This is a genomic window from Bacillus sp. LK2, from assembly GCF_001043575.1.
Lineage (GTDB): Bacteria > Bacillota > Bacilli > Bacillales > Bacillaceae_G > Bacillus_A > Bacillus_A paramycoides.
Genome location: NZ_LDUK01000001.1, coordinates 203,046 through 219,561, shown reverse-complemented (window position 1 = coordinate 219,561; position 16,516 = coordinate 203,046). Strand labels below are relative to the sequence as shown.

General features: G+C 37.8%; 17 protein-coding genes. 7 read left to right on the top strand and 10 right to left on the bottom strand.

Features of this window, described 5'->3' with window-relative positions; genetic code table 11:
• Window positions 1-108 precede the first annotated feature (108 nt).
• Genes addB through VK90_RS01105 form a run of 4 tightly spaced genes read left to right on the top strand, consistent with a single transcriptional unit; the run spans window position 109 to window position 8,182 of the window.
• Window positions 109-3,624: a helicase-exonuclease AddAB subunit AddB gene (gene addB, locus VK90_RS01120; protein ID WP_048369742.1), complete on the top strand. Its 3,516-nt coding sequence runs from the start codon at window positions 109-111 to the stop codon at window positions 3,622-3,624.
• Window positions 3,621-7,346: a helicase-exonuclease AddAB subunit AddA gene (addA, locus tag VK90_RS01115; RefSeq protein WP_048369740.1), complete on the top strand. Its 3,726-nt coding sequence runs from the start codon at window positions 3,621-3,623 to the stop codon at window positions 7,344-7,346. The genes addB and addA overlap by 4 nt, the downstream gene beginning before the upstream one ends.
• A 27-nt stretch (window positions 7,347-7,373) precedes the next feature.
• Window positions 7,374-7,664, top strand: coding sequence for an RNA polymerase alpha subunit C-terminal domain-containing protein (locus VK90_RS01110; RefSeq protein ID WP_048370049.1), 291 nt, complete (start codon window positions 7,374-7,376; stop codon window positions 7,662-7,664).
• A gap of 11 nt (window positions 7,665-7,675) precedes the next feature.
• A complete protein-coding gene (locus VK90_RS01105) occupies window positions 7,676-8,182 on the top strand; it encodes a hypothetical protein (RefSeq protein WP_231595819.1) in 507 nt (168 codons plus the stop codon).
• 61 nt (window positions 8,183-8,243) lie between these two features.
• Here VK90_RS01105 and gerPF read toward each other — a convergent pair whose 3' ends face one another.
• The 7 genes from gerPF to VK90_RS01070 form a co-directional block, all read right to left on the bottom strand.
• Window positions 8,244-8,459 (bottom strand): spore germination protein GerPF, encoded by a 216-nt coding sequence (gerPF, locus tag VK90_RS01100; RefSeq protein WP_002170786.1) that lies wholly within the window; start codon window positions 8,457-8,459, stop codon window positions 8,244-8,246.
• A 42-nt stretch (window positions 8,460-8,501) separates the two neighbouring features.
• A complete protein-coding gene (locus VK90_RS01095; protein WP_002170787.1) occupies window positions 8,502-8,888 on the bottom strand; it encodes a spore germination protein GerPE in 387 nt (128 codons plus the stop codon).
• Between the two features lie 14 nt (window positions 8,889-8,902).
• A complete protein-coding gene (locus VK90_RS01090) occupies window positions 8,903-9,097 on the bottom strand; it encodes a hypothetical protein (protein ID WP_002170788.1) in 195 nt (64 codons plus the stop codon).
• Between the two features lie 6 nt (window positions 9,098-9,103).
• Window positions 9,104-9,718, bottom strand: coding sequence for a spore germination protein GerPC (locus VK90_RS01085; protein WP_048369736.1), 615 nt, complete (start codon window positions 9,716-9,718; stop codon window positions 9,104-9,106).
• A gap of 64 nt (window positions 9,719-9,782) precedes the next feature.
• Window positions 9,783-9,989, bottom strand: a complete 207-nt coding sequence (locus VK90_RS01080) for a spore germination protein GerPB (protein ID WP_048369734.1) — start codon at window positions 9,987-9,989, stop codon at window positions 9,783-9,785.
• Between the two features lie 14 nt (window positions 9,990-10,003).
• On the bottom strand, window positions 10,004-10,225 hold the full coding sequence (gene gerPA, locus VK90_RS01075; RefSeq protein WP_002170791.1) for a spore germination protein GerPA: 222 nt from the start codon (window positions 10,223-10,225) through the stop codon (window positions 10,004-10,006).
• Between the two features lie 99 nt (window positions 10,226-10,324).
• Entirely contained in the window at window positions 10,325-10,501 is a 177-nt protein-coding gene (locus VK90_RS01070; protein WP_048369731.1) for an aspartyl-phosphate phosphatase Spo0E family protein, read from the bottom strand.
• A gap of 246 nt (window positions 10,502-10,747) precedes the next feature.
• Here VK90_RS01070 and VK90_RS01065 point away from each other — a divergent pair, with 246 nt between their 5' ends.
• Entirely contained in the window at window positions 10,748-11,647 is a 900-nt protein-coding gene (locus tag VK90_RS01065) for a fumarylacetoacetate hydrolase family protein (protein ID WP_002170793.1), read from the top strand.
• Between the two features lie 35 nt (window positions 11,648-11,682).
• On the opposite strand, the gene VK90_RS01060 is transcribed toward VK90_RS01065, so the two are convergent.
• Both VK90_RS01060 and rocD read right to left on the bottom strand, forming a co-directional pair.
• Window positions 11,683-11,967 (bottom strand): hypothetical protein, encoded by a 285-nt coding sequence (locus VK90_RS01060; RefSeq protein ID WP_048369729.1) that lies wholly within the window; start codon window positions 11,965-11,967, stop codon window positions 11,683-11,685.
• Between the two features lie 108 nt (window positions 11,968-12,075).
• A complete protein-coding gene (gene rocD / locus VK90_RS01055; RefSeq protein WP_048369727.1) occupies window positions 12,076-13,266 on the bottom strand; it encodes an ornithine aminotransferase in 1,191 nt (396 codons plus the stop codon).
• A gap of 149 nt (window positions 13,267-13,415) precedes the next feature.
• Between rocD and VK90_RS01050 the strand changes: the two genes are divergently transcribed.
• Window positions 13,416-13,781: a YisL family protein gene (locus VK90_RS01050; protein WP_002170796.1), complete on the top strand. Its 366-nt coding sequence runs from the start codon at window positions 13,416-13,418 to the stop codon at window positions 13,779-13,781.
• Window positions 13,782-13,841: 60 nt separating this feature from the next.
• Here VK90_RS01050 and VK90_RS01045 read toward each other — a convergent pair whose 3' ends face one another.
• The gene (locus tag VK90_RS01045) at window positions 13,842-14,396 is read right to left on the bottom strand and encodes a DUF2777 domain-containing protein (protein WP_048369725.1); all 555 of its coding nucleotides are present in this window, start codon (window positions 14,394-14,396) and stop codon (window positions 13,842-13,844) included.
• Window positions 14,397-14,638: 242 nt separating this feature from the next.
• Between VK90_RS01045 and asnB the strand changes: the two genes are divergently transcribed.
• On the top strand, window positions 14,639-16,486 hold the full coding sequence (gene asnB, locus VK90_RS01040; protein ID WP_048369723.1) for an asparagine synthase (glutamine-hydrolyzing): 1,848 nt from the start codon (window positions 14,639-14,641) through the stop codon (window positions 16,484-16,486).
• Window positions 16,487-16,516 lie beyond the last annotated feature (30 nt).

Genomic DNA, 16,516 nt, shown 5'->3' with positions numbered 1-16,516 from the left:
GTAGAAGTATAAAAAAAGGCAAACAACTCGGTTTGTCTTTTTTCGTGTCCTATAATACAATTATAGTAGCAAACTAACGTTCGTTATGTAAGTGAAAGGTGTGGTTACATGTCACTTCGATTTGTGATTGGTAGAGCTGGAAGTGGAAAAAGTGCACTTTGTTTACGTGAAGTGCAAGAAGAGTTAAAACAGCGTCCACGAGGGAAAACAATATTATATCTTGTGCCAGAACAGATGACATTCCAAACGCAGCAGGCGTTAATTGGGAGCGAGGATGTAAGAGGTTCGATTCGGGCACAAGTTTTTAGTTTTTCGCGATTAGCGTGGAAGGTGCTACAAGAAGTGGGCGGAGCAAGTCGTCTTCATATTGATGAAGCTGGTGTGCATATGTTACTTCGTAAAATTGTAGAATCCCGTAAAGATGGACTATCTGTGTTTCAAAAAGCAGCAGAGCAAAACGGTTTCTTTGAACACCTTGGTAGTATGATTGCGGAGTTTAAACGTTATAATGTGACGCCGTCTAACGTATATGAAATGTGGCAACAATTAGATGCGCACAGCAGTAGTGCAGAGCAAAAGTTGCTCGCGAATAAAGTGTATGATTTACAGTTGTTATATGATGACTTTGAACGTGCTTTAATTGGAAGATATTTAGATTCAGAAGACTACTTACAATTATTAGTTGAGAAGCTTCCAGACTCTGAGTATGTAAAAGACGCGGAAATTTATATAGATGGATTCCATTCATTTTCTCCTCAAGAGCTAGAAATTGTTAGAGGGTTAATGAGATTAGGAACTAGAGTAACAATAACATTAACGCTGGATGAAAAAACGCTAGCACAGCCAGTGAATGAACTGGATTTATTTTATGAAACGATGTTAACGTATGAAAAAATAAAACAAGTAGCGCGTGAAGAGAAAATGGAAATTGAAAAAACGGTTCCACTTATGGAAAAGCAGCGTTTTCATTCGCCAGCATTAGCGCATTTAGAAACTCATTATGAAGCGCGTCCAAATGAAAAGTTTCACGGAGAGGCGAGTGTAACGATTAGTACAGCGGCTAATTTACGAGCTGAAGTAGAAGGCGTAGCTCGTGAAATTCGAAGACTTGTGGCGGATGAAGATTATCGTTACCGAGATATCGCAGTACTTCTTCGTAACGGAGAAAGTTATTACGATGTAATGCGAACTTTATTTATGGATTATAATATCCCGCATTTCATTGATGAAAAACGCCCGATGTCACATCATCCGCTAGTAGAATGCATTCGTTCTGCTTTAGAGATCATTAGCGGGAATTGGCGCTATGATGCGGTGTTTCGCTGCATAAAAACAGAGCTTTTATATCCATTAGACGTAAGAAAAGAAGCGATGCGTGAAGAGATGGATGAATTTGAAAACTACTGTTTAGCGTACGGTATACAAGGAAAGAGATGGACTTCTGAAGATCCATGGATGTATCGACGTTATCGTTCACTTGATGATGCAAGCGGAATGATAACAGATAGTGAACGTGAAATGGAAGAGAAAATTAATCGCCTTCGTGACATTGTAAGAACGCCAGTTATTCGTATGCAAAAAAGACTGAAGCGTGCTGGAACAGTTATGCAAATGTGCGAAGCAGTATACTTATTTTTAGAGGAGCTTGAAGTTCCGAAAAAGTTAGAAGAGTTACGTATTCGTGCAGAAGAAAGCGGAGATTTCTTATTTGCGACAGACCACGAGCAAGTGTGGGAAGAGGTGATGAGTCTTCTTGATACGTTCGTTGAGATGCTTGGCGAGGAGAAGATGTCCCTTTCTATGTTTACTGATGTCATGACGACAGGTCTTGAGGCGCTTCAATTTGCGAACATTCCACCGTCACTAGACCAAGTGTTAATTGCTAATATTGATCGTTCTAGATTATCAAATGTTAAAGCGACATTCGTTATTGGCGTAAATGAAGGAGTGATTCCAGCAGCACCTATGGATGAAGGTATGCTTTCTGATGAAGAAAGAGATGTTCTTACCGCTGCGGGTATCGAATTAGCACCGACAACGAGACAAACATTATTAGAAGAACAGTTCGTTATGTACCAAATGGTGACGAGAGCGTCTGAGAAATTATATATATCTTGTCCGCTTGCAGATGAAGAAGGCAAGACGTTACTTGCTTCTAGCTTTATTAAGAAAATAAAAAGAATATTCCCTGATGTGAAAGAAGCGTTTATAACAAATGATGTAAATGACTTATCACGTTCGGAACAAATCTCATACGTAGCCACGCCAGAAGTAACGTTGTCTTACGTAATGCAGCAACTGCAAACGTGGAAGCGCTACGGATTTGAAGGCAATTTAGATTTTTGGTGGGACGTATATAACTTCTACGTTACTTCAGATGAATGGAAGCAAAAAAGTAGCCGTGTGTTATCAAGCTTATTCTATCGAAATCGTGCACAGAAATTGAGTACAGATGTAAGTAGAGATTTATATGGAGATACAATTAAGGGAAGCGTCTCTCGTATGGAGCTATTTAATCGTTGTGCGTACGCTCATTTCGCACAGCACGGTTTATCGCTAAGAGAGCGTGATATTTTCAAACTTGATGCACCAGATATTGGTGAACTATTCCATGCGGCGCTGAAGAGAATTGCAGACAAGCTATTACGTGAAAATCGTACTTGGGCGGATTTATCAATAAAAGAGTGCGAGCACCTTTCTGCTTTAGTAATAGAAGAAATTGCACCGTTATTACAAAGACAAATTTTATTAAGTTCGAATCGTCATTTTTATTTAAAACAAAAACTACAACAAATCATTTTCCGTACGTCACTTATTCTTCGTGAACATGCGAAGTCGAGTGGATTTGTACCAGTTGATTTAGAAGTTCCATTCGGTATGGGTGGTACTGGATCACTTCCGCCAATGGAATTTGCATTGCCAAATGGTGTGAAGATGGAAGTAGTTGGCCGTATTGACCGTGTTGATAAGGCGGAAGATGAGAGTGGTACGTTCCTTCGTATTATTGACTATAAATCAAGTTCAAAGGCGTTAGACTTAACAGAAGTGTATTACGGATTAGCACTTCAAATGTTAACGTATTTGGATGTTGTTACTTCAAATGCACATACGTGGATGAAAAAGGGTGGTACTGCATCACCTGCGGGCGTATTGTATTTCCATATTCATAACCCGATCGTTGAGATGAAAGGCGATGCATCTGAAGAAGAAATTGAAAAAGAAATTTTAAAGAAATTTAAAATGAAAGGACTTGTACTAGGAGATGCTGACGTTGTTCGTTTAATGGATAATAAACTTTCAACAGGAAGCTCTGATATTATTTCTGCTGGTCTGAAAAAAGACGGTAGTTTTAGTGCGCGTTCTAGCATTGCAAGTGAGCAAGAGTTTAACGTACTTCAAAAATATGTACACCATACGTTTGAAAATATCGGTAAGGACATTACAGAAGGTGTTATTGATATTGCTCCGTACAAAATGGGGAATAAAGCGGCATGTACATTCTGTAACTTCAAGTCTGTTTGTCAATTTGATGAATCACTTGAAGATAATCAATTCCGTACGTTAAAAGATATGAAAGATAGCGAAGCGATGGAGAAAATAAGAGAGGAGGTCGGCGAAGAATGATAGAAAATTGGCCTAAAAAACCAGAGGGTAGTCAATGGACAGATGACCAGTGGAAAGCGGTTGTAGCGAATGGACGTGATATTTTAGTTGCAGCAGCAGCTGGATCAGGGAAAACAGCGGTATTAGTTGAACGTATTATTAAAAAGATTATTAACGAAGAAAATCCGGTAGATGTCGACCGCCTGCTTGTTGTAACGTTTACGAATGCAGCAGCGCAAGAAATGAAAAACCGAGTTGGGGAAGCGTTAGAAAAAGTATTGATTGATGAGCCAAGCTCACAGCACATAAGAAAACAGCTTAGCTTATTAAATAAAGCTTCCATTTCGACAATTCACTCCTTTTGTTTACAAGTCATTAGAGGATATTATTACATGCTTGATGTCGATCCTCGTTTTCGTATTGCGAATCAAACAGAAAATGAGTTATTAAAAGAAGAAGTGCTAGATGACATATTAGAAGAAGAGTATGGAATCGAAGATAATCATATCTTCTTTGAACTCGTTGATCGTTATACGAGCGACCGTAGTGACGATGACTTACAACGAATGATTTTAGCACTTCATACAGAATCAAGAGCGCATCCAAACCCAGAGAAGTGGCTTGATAAATTAGTAGAAGCATACGATGTTGAAGGAAAGACGATTGAAGATTTAGTGTATGCTTCTTACTTATTAGAAGATGTGAAATTCCAGCTTGAAACGGCGGAAGAGCATATTCGTAAAGCAACTGAACTAGCAATGCTTCCTGACGGTCCAGCACCTCGTACTGAAACTTTACAAGTAGATTTAGCTTTACTTGGAACGTTATCAGGCGCAGCTCGCGAGTCGTGGACAAGCGTTTATGAAGCGATGCAAAATGTATCGTGGCAAACGTTAAAGCGTATTAAGAAAAGTGATTATAATGAAGATGTTGTAAAACAAGTAGATTCTCTTCGTAATAAAGCGAAAGATGAAGTGAAGAAATTACAAGAAGAACTATTTAGCCGCAGACCAGAAAGTTTCTTACGAGATTTTCAAGATATGCATCCTGTATTAGAAAAGCTTGTTCAGCTCGTAAAAGTATTTACAGGTCGTTTCCAAGCGATAAAACGAGATAAAGGAATGGTCGATTTCACAGATTTAGAGCATTTCTGTTTACAAATTTTAAGTGAGCAAAATGAAGATGGTGAAATGCGTCCATCAGCAGTAGCGCTTCAATATCGTAATAAATTTGCTGAAGTATTAGTCGATGAATATCAAGATACGAACTTTGTGCAAGAATCGATTATTAAATTCGTAACGAAAGATTCTGAGAGTGAAGGAAACTTATTTATGGTTGGTGACGTAAAACAGTCAATCTATCGTTTCCGACTAGCAGAGCCAGGCCTATTCTTAGGGAAATATAAACGTTTTACATCAGAAGGATTAGACGGCGGAATGAAGATTGATTTAGCGAAAAACTTCCGTAGTCGTCATGAAGTGTTAGCTGGTACGAACTTTATCTTCAAACAAATTATGAGCGAAGAAGTTGGGGAAATCGATTACGACGCTGATGCTGAATTAAAGCTAGGTGCTAGCTATCCAGAAGGTGAGGATGTAGCGGCTGAACTATTATGCATCCAGCAAACGGAAGAAGAAGTAATAGATGGAGAAGAAGGTGCAGAAGTAGAAAAAGCGCAGCTTGAAGCTCGTCTTATTGCGCAGCGTATTAAAGCGATGGTCGATTCAGGTTATGAAGTGTATGATCGTAAAAATAATAGTATGCGCCCAGTACAATACCGTGATTTCGTTATTTTACTTCGCTCAATGCCATGGGCCCCGCAAATCATGGAAGAGTTAAAGTTACAAGGAATTCCGGTATATGCTGACCTTGCGACTGGTTACTTTGAAGCGACAGAAGTAAATATTATGATGAACGTATTCCGCGTTATTGATAATCCGATGCAAGATATTCCACTTGCAGCTGTACTTCGTTCGCCAATTGTTGGACTAAATGATGAAGAACTTGCGACGCTTCGTGCTCATGGAAAGAAAGGCTCGTTTTATGAAGTGATGAGTTCATTCTTAAAAGGAGCACCACTTGAAGAAGAGAAAGAACTACATGATAAATTAGAATGGTTCTATAATTTACTGCAAGGATGGCGTGAATTTGCACGCCAACAATCTCTTTCCGATTTAATTTGGAAAGTGTACGGTGAGACAGGTTATTATGATTTCGTTGGAGGCTTACCAGCTGGAAAGCAACGACAGGCGAACTTGCGAGTATTATATGACCGCGCAAGACAATATGAAGCAACATCGTTTAGAGGATTATTCCGTTTCTTACGTTTTATAGAGCGTATTTTAGAACGTGGTGATGATATGGGAACGGCGAGAGCTCTCGGTGAACAAGAAGATGTTGTACGAATTATGACGATTCATAAAAGTAAAGGGCTAGAGTTCCCAGTCGTATTTGTAGCTGGACTCGGTCGTCGTTTTAATACACAAGACTTAATGAAGCGCTTCTTACTTCATAAAGATTTCGGTTTCGGTTCACAATTTATCGATCCTCGTAAACGAATTAAATATACGACATTATCGCAACTTGCAATTAAGCGTAAAATGAAAATGGAATTAATTGCGGAAGAAATGCGCGTACTATACGTAGCTTTAACCCGTGCGAAAGAGAAGCTAATTTTAATTGGAACGGTTAAAGATGCCAATAAAGAAATGGAAAAATGGCTTGATGCACGGGAACATGGAGAATGGTTATTACCAGACCACATACGTGCTGGAGCGTCATGTTATTTAGATTGGATTGCCCCTTCACTATACAGGCACCGTGATAGTGAGATGCTTCTTGAGTTAGGGCAAGGAAATATTCCGGCTGAAATTTATGAATATGATACTAGCTGGAAAGTAGAATTTATTGAAGGAAAAGATTTACTTGCACCAGAACCAGTTCAAGAAGAGAAACAAGAATTGTTAGAAGCACTTCGTGAGAAAAAGGCTGTTCCGTTAGAAAGTGAACGGAAAGAAGAAGTGTACGACAGATTAATGTGGGAGTACGGACATGAGGATGCAACATCTCACCGTGCGAAACAATCTGTAACAGAAATAAAGAGAAATTATCAGTCTGAAGAAGGCAGCGATAACGCCTTTATTAAAAAACTTCGTGCACCAATTAAAACACGTCCACGCTTTATGGAGAAAAAAGGATTAACGTATGCCGAGCGAGGAACAGCAGTCCATGCCGTTATGCAACACGTAGATTTGAAGAAACCGATTACGATTGAAGTTCTTCAGGAACAAATTGCAGGAATGGTAAATAAAGAACTATTAACATTCGAACAAGCTGAAGAAATAGCAATCGAAAAAGTGCTTTCATTCTTTGAGAGCAATCTTGGTAAAAGGGTATTAGCAGCAAAAAGTGTTGAACGTGAAGTACCATTTACGATGATGCTTTCAGCAGAAGAGGCGTATCAAGATTGGCAAGGCAAGAGCGAAGAAACAATACTCGTCCAAGGGGTTATCGACTGCATGATTGAAGAAGAAGATGGAATTACTTTAATCGACTTTAAAACAGATACGATTGAAGGAAAGTTCCCAGGCGGATTTGATCAAGCGAAACCAATCTTAGAAGACCGATACAAAGTGCAGCTTTCACTATATGCAAAAGCGTTAGAGAAAAGCTTGAAACATCCTGTGAAAGAAAAGTGTTTATACTTCTTTGATGGGAATCATCTTGTAAATATTGATGAATAGAGAATTTCGTTAGAAATGGGCTGTAAAATGGCAACTTCTGAGAAAACATTAAGAACGTGTGAAAAGGGACACAAATACTATAAAAGTAGTGATTGTCCAACTTGCCCGGTTTGTGAGAAAGAAAAGCATCCAAAAAGTGGCTTTCTATCTTTGCTCTCATCACCAGCGAGACGTGCGTTAGAACAGCATGGAATAACGACTGTAGAAGAGCTCGCGAAATATAGTGAAAAAGAAATTTTGAAACTGCACGGTATGGGACCTGCATCTTTGCCAAAGCTTAGAAAAGCGTTGGAAGAGAGTGGACTATCATTTAAATAAAAGGTGATGTATTGAATAGTTTTAAAAGAAAAGACGTGAATGTAGAACCTATTCATGAAAAATTAAATGTATTGCGTAATGAAATAAAAGAGATGGGTGGAATAAACGATCTCGATTGGTGCGGTAAATTGTTGTACCCGTATTATGAACATTTTAATGATGGTAAATTGAGATATCGATCAGGTTCATTGGTAGCATTTTTGGGACTTCTCTGGGAGTGGGAAGATGAAAGTGGGTTTCCATTTTATACAGGTACTCAGGAGTACGATTGTCATCACTTTGATATGTATTTAAAGGAATTTCTAAAGTACGCTCCTAAGGTTAAGAGGCAATTTCCGAATATTTATCTTGCTATTGTTGAATCACTGATGAAGTTGGATGAAAGAGAACGATGGGAAAATGAATTTCCTAACATATGTAAGGACCTATTTGATAATGTTAGAGAGAAATTGTTCCATAAAGATGTTCAAAATATAGATTATGATAAGGTATACCAAGAAGGGCGAATGCTTTATTAAAAGCAATATCGGTTACTATGTTACGTGAAAAGAGGTGTCACCTAATGGGACACCTCTTTTATTACGCTGTTGCAATTTGATCTTGGTCTGCAACGTCCGAATCAAATGTATTTGTTGCACTAACGCCGCTAAAAGTATTAACGACAAATCCAACATTGGAAGCCCCAGACCCGTTATAAGCTTTCGTATTTTCTTTCGGAGATACGTTATAAAAATCCCCTAAATTGAAAGAGCCATTACTGTTTTGAACGACGAGATTCCCCACAACTGAAGGCATACCATTCACCTACTTCACTAAGCTTTTTAATTATTATATGAATTATTTATTGGAAGGTTCATCAGTAATGTATTGGCGGATTTGCATAATCCGAGAGTTATTAAAAGCATAATCAACATTTCCAATTTGAAAGCAACCAGAAGTTAAAAGTGTTCGCACTTCAACGTTGTTTACTTCAATAAAAGGACACTCATTTATAATATTTACTTTTACATCTGTTGTTCGCTTTGGAATAGTAATGTGTTCATCTGTGAAAATTTCAAAATCCTCTAAGCGACCTTCTCCTTTTAAATAACAAGGAATTTCCCGATGAACCAAAAGCGCCCTGCTTTTTAATTCCATTTGATTTGCATCACCAACTTGAAATACTGCAGCAATCCCCAAAGAAATAATAGAAGCATTTTGGACAACTGGAACATGATGTAACATAATTTTGAGTCTCCTTAACCTCGAGTCGCAGGGACAGCTGATACTAATGGTACAAACGGTCCCTCTGTAACGGATTCGAATGGCGTATCAAGAATAGAAGTAAGGATGAGAAGGTTTGCATCACCAATTAAAAATAATGCGGAAGAAGAAACCCCGTTCATTTTAATTTGCCCTACTTTTAACTCACGGTTTACAACATTTAAATTCATCCATACTCACTCCTTTCGGAAATTGCCCGGTATGTGTTGAATAAAAGATAGGAAGGCTTTGTCAATATCTTGTTTCATCGCTTGAATAATGACTTCGCGCAAATACTCTGGATCTGTTGAAATACCTTCATATGACTGAACTTGTGATAAATAATAAGGGAGTCTATGTTCCATCTGTTTTTTTATGTCATCAATCATCATTTGTCGATACATCTCATCAAGCGGTGTTCGCTCTTCGTGTTCAAAATGGAGAATTCGATTATATGCTTCTTCATCTAAGTAGCGATGCATTTCTTGAAGGATACCTTGATAAAAGTCTGGATTTGTTTCTGTTTCAGGATTTACTTTCAGCGTTTCTGTATCCACTTCAAAATCTTCAATTTGCTGCCCTTTTTTCGCAAATGGATTCAAGCCAATATTTAAAGTACCATTTAAGTTTTCTACTTTTAATTGATCGAATTTATATTCCACTTTTCCTATAGAAGAGGAGGGGCGACTTTTTAATTCATTAAGCTCTTCTTGTAATAGGCGAACTTGATTTTCAAGATTGAGAATGGTTTCTTGCTGCATTTGAAGAGCTTGCTGAAGTTGGTGTAAATAAGTATATATATCTTGATTCATTTTGTGAAACCTCCTTTTCAATAGGGAGGGTATATTACTACTATATATTTATGATAAGGATGGCCTAAGAAGAACTAGTGAAAGGCTTAAGGGAAATAATTTGTCCTTTTGCAGTTAAAGGGCGAAGAGGTGCTGTAAACCCGCCGGTATTTGAGAATTTAGAAAGAGCCTTAATACTACCCGCAGTTCCGATTTGGAAAACGGAAGATGTCGTAATGCTATCGATTTTAATATTGTTAATGATGATACTTTGGTTTACATAGAAATTCAATGTAATCGCCTCCTTTAGGTAGAACCGATTATTGCTTGATCGATTACATCTGAATCATTTACAGTCGTTGAACTTTGATAATTGTAGACAGAGATATTATCACCAACATTAAAGGAGCCGGCCCCGGCAAAAGCACGTGAATAACTAATAGGTCTAATCGCAAATACATCTCCAATATGAAAAATACCACTTGATCCAATATTAACGATACGAATATGTCCGACCATAGCTGGCATACAAAACACCTTTCATTTTTAAAATTTTCTTTTCTACTATTGTATGGGCGTTTTCAATAAAATGTGTACTTTTTTTAAATAAAAGAAACACACACGTTATTACGTATGTGTTTCGAGCATTTGAGTGTGCATGTAATCCGTATGTGTATGCCAAATAACATTTAAGAGCCTGTCCAGTTCCTGGCTACAATCCACTGTTTTTTGAGAAGTCATTCCGTAGCGTTCAGCAAAATAGATCATTTTTTCGCGTTTTTTTTCGATTGCTTGCTCAAACATTGAAATCGGCTCCATCTCTCAATAAATTTTAAGTATATATGTAGTACATATTATACAAAAATTCCATAAAAAAGAAACATCTTCGCTAAAAAAAGTATAATTTCTACATTTTATGTCAAATCACGGATGAGGAACGAATATAAGAAGGGAGGAATATTGTAAAAATTAGCGTGCAGGGGAAGGTTTTTTTCTTAAGGATGCGAATACAATTAAAGGGTATGAGTTTTAGGATGGAGAGTGGAAATATTGCGTTTTGTAACAGCGAAGAAGGAAGAAAAGGTATTTGTTGGTATTGTGGACGAAGAGGAAGAAAGAGTATTACATTTAAGAGAAGCGCAAAGACAAAAGGGTGAAAAGGTCACAATTCCGATTACAATGTTAGAATGCATTGAAAGAGGAAGCGAATGTCTTGAGAAAGTGTGTGATATTGTAAAGTGGGCGAAGAAAAATGCGGGAGCGGCGTATTATCCGTTAACAGAGGTGAAAATTTTAGCGCCGATTCCAAGGCCGAGAAAGAATATTTTGTGTGTTGGAAAAAACTATCGTGAGCATGCGGTAGAAATGGGTGGAGTAGAGTCTATCCCAGAAAATATAATGATCTTTACGAAAGCGCCAACAACAGTTATTGGAATTGATGAGCAAATTAATGGTCACCCTCATGCAACGAATGAACTAGATTACGAAGGAGAACTAGCGATCATTATTGGTAAGCGAGGAAAACAAATTAAAAAAGAAAAGGCTCTTGACCACGTTTTTGGATATACGGTTATAAATGATGTAACTGCTCGGGATATTCAAAGGAAACATAAACAATTTTTCCTAGGGAAAAGTTTCGATACATTTTGTCCGATGGGACCGTATTTAGTCCATAAATCATTAATTGAAACGCCGAATGCATTACACATTGAAACAGTAGTAAACGGAGAGGTAAGACAAACTTCAAATACGAAAGAAATGATTTTTTCAGTAGAAGAAATTATTTCAACTATAAGTAAAGGCATGACATTAGAGCCAGGCGATGTCATTGCGACGGGGACACCAGCCGGTGTTGGGAAAGGTTTTACGCCACCGAAGTTTTTGCATGCTGGTGATGAAGTTGTTATTACGATAGAAGGAATTGGTACGCTGAGAAATATAGTGAAGTGAAGGAAAGAGCTATCTTGTGAAAAGATAGCTCTTTATTATGGGCGTGGATTATTGGAATAATCTAAAATAGCGAAAATATACAATCCGATTAGTGCTAAAGTACAAATCCCAATTAGCATTACCGCAAGTGCGCTTCTTTCGCGACCAAAACCGATAATTGTAAGAAAAACAGCAGTCCAAAATGACGCTTTAAGTAGTGTGAATGTATGAGGAGTTGAATAGTGACTGAGTAACGTTGTGGATAATATGAAGCCGATGAATGTAATAGAAATAAAAATTGTAGCTAAATGGTTAATGTGTTTACCATATTTCAACAGCATACAGTTGTCCTCCTCTTAATAAAAAAACAGAATATTCGATTTTATTTTACTTTAAATTATTGAAAAAGGAAAGAGGCTGTCCTAAAATATAGGACAGCCTCGCTATTATTAAGATAATACAGCTTTAATTTTTTGGAATGCCCACTCTAAATCTTCTTCAGAGATTACTAGAGGTGGTGCGATACGAATTACGTTTTCATGTGTTTCTTTACATAATAGACCAGCTGCTTTTAGTTGTTCACAGTAAGGACGAGCTGGCTCGTTTAATTCGATACCGATGAATAAACCTTTACCGCGAACTTCAGTAATCATTGGGTTATCAATTTCTTTTAATTGCCCAACTAATTTTTCTCCTAATTGAAGAGAACGCTCTGTTAATTTTTCTTCTTCTAATACTTCAAGAGCTGCGATAGAAACAGCACATGCAAGTGGGTTACCACCGAATGTAGAACCGTGAGAACCTGGCTCGAATACGCCTAAAATGTCGCGGTTTGCTGCAACACAAGAGATTGGGAACACACCGCCGCCAAGTGCTTTACCAAGTATGTACATGTCAGGAGTTACATTGTCCCAGTCGCAAGCAAATACTTTACCAGTACGGCCTAAGCCTGTTTGGATTTCATCTGCTACGAATAAAACGTTTTCTTTTTTACATACTTCAAAAGCTCCTTTTAAGAAACCAGCTGGTGGAATGTTAATTCCTGCTTCACCTTGGATTGGCTCTAAAATGAATGCAGCTGTATTTGGTGTAATCGCAGCTTTTAACGCTTCTAAATCACCGTAAGGAATTACAATAATGCCAGGAAGCATTGGACCGAAGCCACGCTTGTACTCTTCGTTTGATGACATAGAAACAGCACCCATCGTACGTCCGTGGAAGTTATCTTCACAAACGATGATTTCTGCACGGTTTGCTTCTACTTTTTTCACATCGTAAGCCCAGCGACGAGCTGTTTTAATTGCAGTTTCAACAGCTTCTGCACCTGTATTCATAGGAAGTACCATATTTTTATTAGTTAGTTTCGCAACTTTTTCGTACCAAGGGCCTAATTGATCGCTATGGAAAGCACGAGAAGTTAACGTAACGCGATTTGCTTGATCGATTAAAGCGTTGATAATTTTTGGATGACGATGACCTTGGTTAACTGCAGAATATGCACTTAGTAAGTCCATATAGCGGTTTCCTTCAGGATCTTCTACCCAAACACCTTCTGCTTTAGAAATAACGATTGGAAGTGGATGATAGTTATTTGCTCCGTATGTGTCTGTAAGTTCGATAATATCCTTAGTTTGAATCATGATTGTTCCCCCTTTTGTTATTACAAGAAGTTTGTAAATACTCTAAATATTATAGCATTTAAATATAAAAAAGCGAAACATTTCCTGAAAATAAATGAACATGTTATCATATAAAGTGAAAAAGTGTGAAAAGAGGAGGTAGGGATACGATGATACATATGCATATTACAGCATGGGCGTTAGGATTAATTTTATTCTTCGTTGCGTATTCACTTTATTCGGCAGGAAGAAAAGGTAAAGGTGTACATATGGGACTTCGTCTTATGTACATTATCATTATTGTGACAGGTTTTATGTTATATATGAGCATTGTGAAGACAGCAACAGGTAGCATGCACATGTGGTATGGTTTAAAAATGTTAGCTGGTATTTTAGTTATTGGTGGAATGGAAATGGTTCTTGTAAAAATGAGCAAAAACAAACCAACAGGGGCGTTTTGGGGCTTATTTATTATCGCGCTGGTAGCGGTATTTTATCTTGGACTGAAATTACCATTGGGCTGGCAAGTATTCTAATAAAGAAAATAAAACCACCTTATGCTCTCAAATATTTGGGAGATAAGGTGGTTTTTTATTTTATGTTGCATCGAGATGCAACTCTTCTCCGCTTACTTTCGTAAATCTTAAAATATTCTTATTAGAGGAAGAGTAGCGCACGAAATGATGTTGCAATGTACAAATCATTTCTTCGTTATCGAACAAAAGAATATTTACTCCTTCGCACGGTCCATCTTTCGGTAAGAATGATAAATAATTATGACAATACATGCAATCATATAAAGAGTAATTAAGCGATTGCAATGAGTCGGTTAACAATGTAAAGACAGAGTCGGGTAACTCCTCAAGCCATTCATTATAGCTAAGAAGTAATTTTTTTCGAATTCGTATCATTTCCCCGTTTTGAAGAGGATGTTGTTCATTTGCAATTTGTAATATGTTTTGTTCATAAAAACGCGCTGGTAGCCAATTGTTGTTATATAAAATTTCAAAACCATCATCGGCGATATCTTCTAATAAAAAAGCTTCATCATTTTCATCATCAAAGAATACCCATTCATTGTTTATATATTCCACATTACCGATTGTATGGGCGCGCGGTTGGTTATACAAAATATGTTTACGTTGTGCCATAGTTCATTTCTCCTTTTATAGAAGTAGTTATTCTTGTTATGGACAGTTCGTACGTTCTTTATAACTAGACACACCTAAAGATAGATGGGCATACAATAAAACACGCTACACACAGTGAAACTGCTATTCCATATATGGATAGTTAGTTATCGTCAAGTTTGTTGTTTTTATGTATCCGCACTCATAGGGTGGGGATTACTGCACGTTCAGAAACTGATATTAGATTAGGAAGGATGATTCTTATGTGCGGGATTACAGGATGGGTGGATTATAAACGCTCATTAGAAGGGGAAAGGGACGTCGTGACGAAGATGGCGGAAACGCTAGCGAAACGCGGACCAGATGATAACAAAGTTTGGATTAAAGGGAACGTCGCATTTGGGCATAAGCGGTTAATCGTTGTAGATCCTGAAGGTGGTAAACAGCCAATGACTTGTTTAAAAGACGAAACGAGTTATGCGATTTGCTATAACGGAGAGCTCTATAATACAGAAGATATTCGGAAAGAGTTATTAAGAAGAGGTTATACATTTAAAGGGCATTCTGATACAGAAGTACTATTGGCATCTTATATTGAATGGAAGGAAGAATGTGTCGATCATTTAAACGGTATATATGCGTTTGCAGTATGGGATGAGAAAAATGAAAGAGTCTTTATTGCCAGAGATCGATTAGGTGTAAAGCCACTATTTTATAAATATGATAGCGGCCGATTATTATTTGGTTCAGAGTTAAAAGCGATATTGGCACATCCAGATGTAAAGACTGAAGTAACGTTAGAAGGGTTGTCAGAAATATTCGGTTTAGGGCCATCTCGAACTCCTGGTCACGGTATATATGCTGGTATTCAAGAACTGCGCCCGGGCCATGCAATGACGTTCTCAAAAGACGGTTTATGTATATGGAGATATTGGAATGTGGAAAGTAAAAAACATGAAGATTCATTTGAAGAAACAGTAGAGAAAACACGTTTTTTATTACAGGATGCGATAACGAGACAATTAGTTTCTGACGTACCGCTATGTACATTTTTATCGGGTGGTGTAGATTCAAGTGCTATAACAGCAATTGCCGCAAAAGAATATGAAAGATCAGGGAAAGGGCAATTGCACACGTATTCTATTGACTATGAAGATAACGAAAAATATTTTAAGGCGAATGCATTTCAGCCAAATTCAGACGCACCTTTTATCAATTTAATGACGGAAACGTTTCGAACGACCCATCATCGTTGCGTCATTTCAAATGAACAACTAGCACAGTATTTAACAGAAGCAGTGCTCGTTCGCGATTTGCCTGGTATGGCAGATATTGATTCTTCATTATTATGGTTTTGCCGTGAAATAAAACAAGATTTTGTCGTTGGTTTATCCGGAGAATGTGCAGATGAAATATTCGGTGGTTATCCATGGTTTTATAGAGAAGATGATTTACAGTCAAGTGCATTCCCATGGATGCGCTCTACAGAAGCGCGTGAACAACTTCTAAAGAAGGAGTGGAGAAGTAAACTAAATTTGCAACAATATGTACAGCGTCGCTATGAAGAATCCATTCAAGAAGTACCGATTTTAGAAGGAGAAAGTGCGCTAGAAGCGAAGAGACGACAGTTATTTTATTTAAACATGGTTTGGTTTATGACAACACTATTAGACAGAAAAGACCGTATGAGTATGGGGGCAAGCTTAGAAGTACGCGTTCCGTTTGCGGACCACCGACTTGTCGAATATGCTTGGAATATTCCTTGGGAAATGAAAATGTATAAAAACCGCGAAAAAGGTCTATTGCGTAAAGTGTTAGAGGGATTACTTCCAAATGATATATTGTATAGAAAGAAAAGCCCGTATCCGAAAACGCATAATCCGCACTATACGAAAGCAGTAACAGTATGGCTCCAAGATTTATTAACGGATAAAGGATCAATTTTACATGAACTGTTCGATAAAGAGCAGCTTAGTGGATTGATCGAGTCTGGCGGAAGTGCATTTCAAACGCCATGGTTCGGTCAATTAATGACAGGGCCACAACTTTTAGCTCATTTAGCGCAAATTCATGTTTGGTTTAAAGAGTATGGGGTAAATATTAAAGAGTAGGGAAAGGGCGGCTTGCATGTTGTGTAAGCC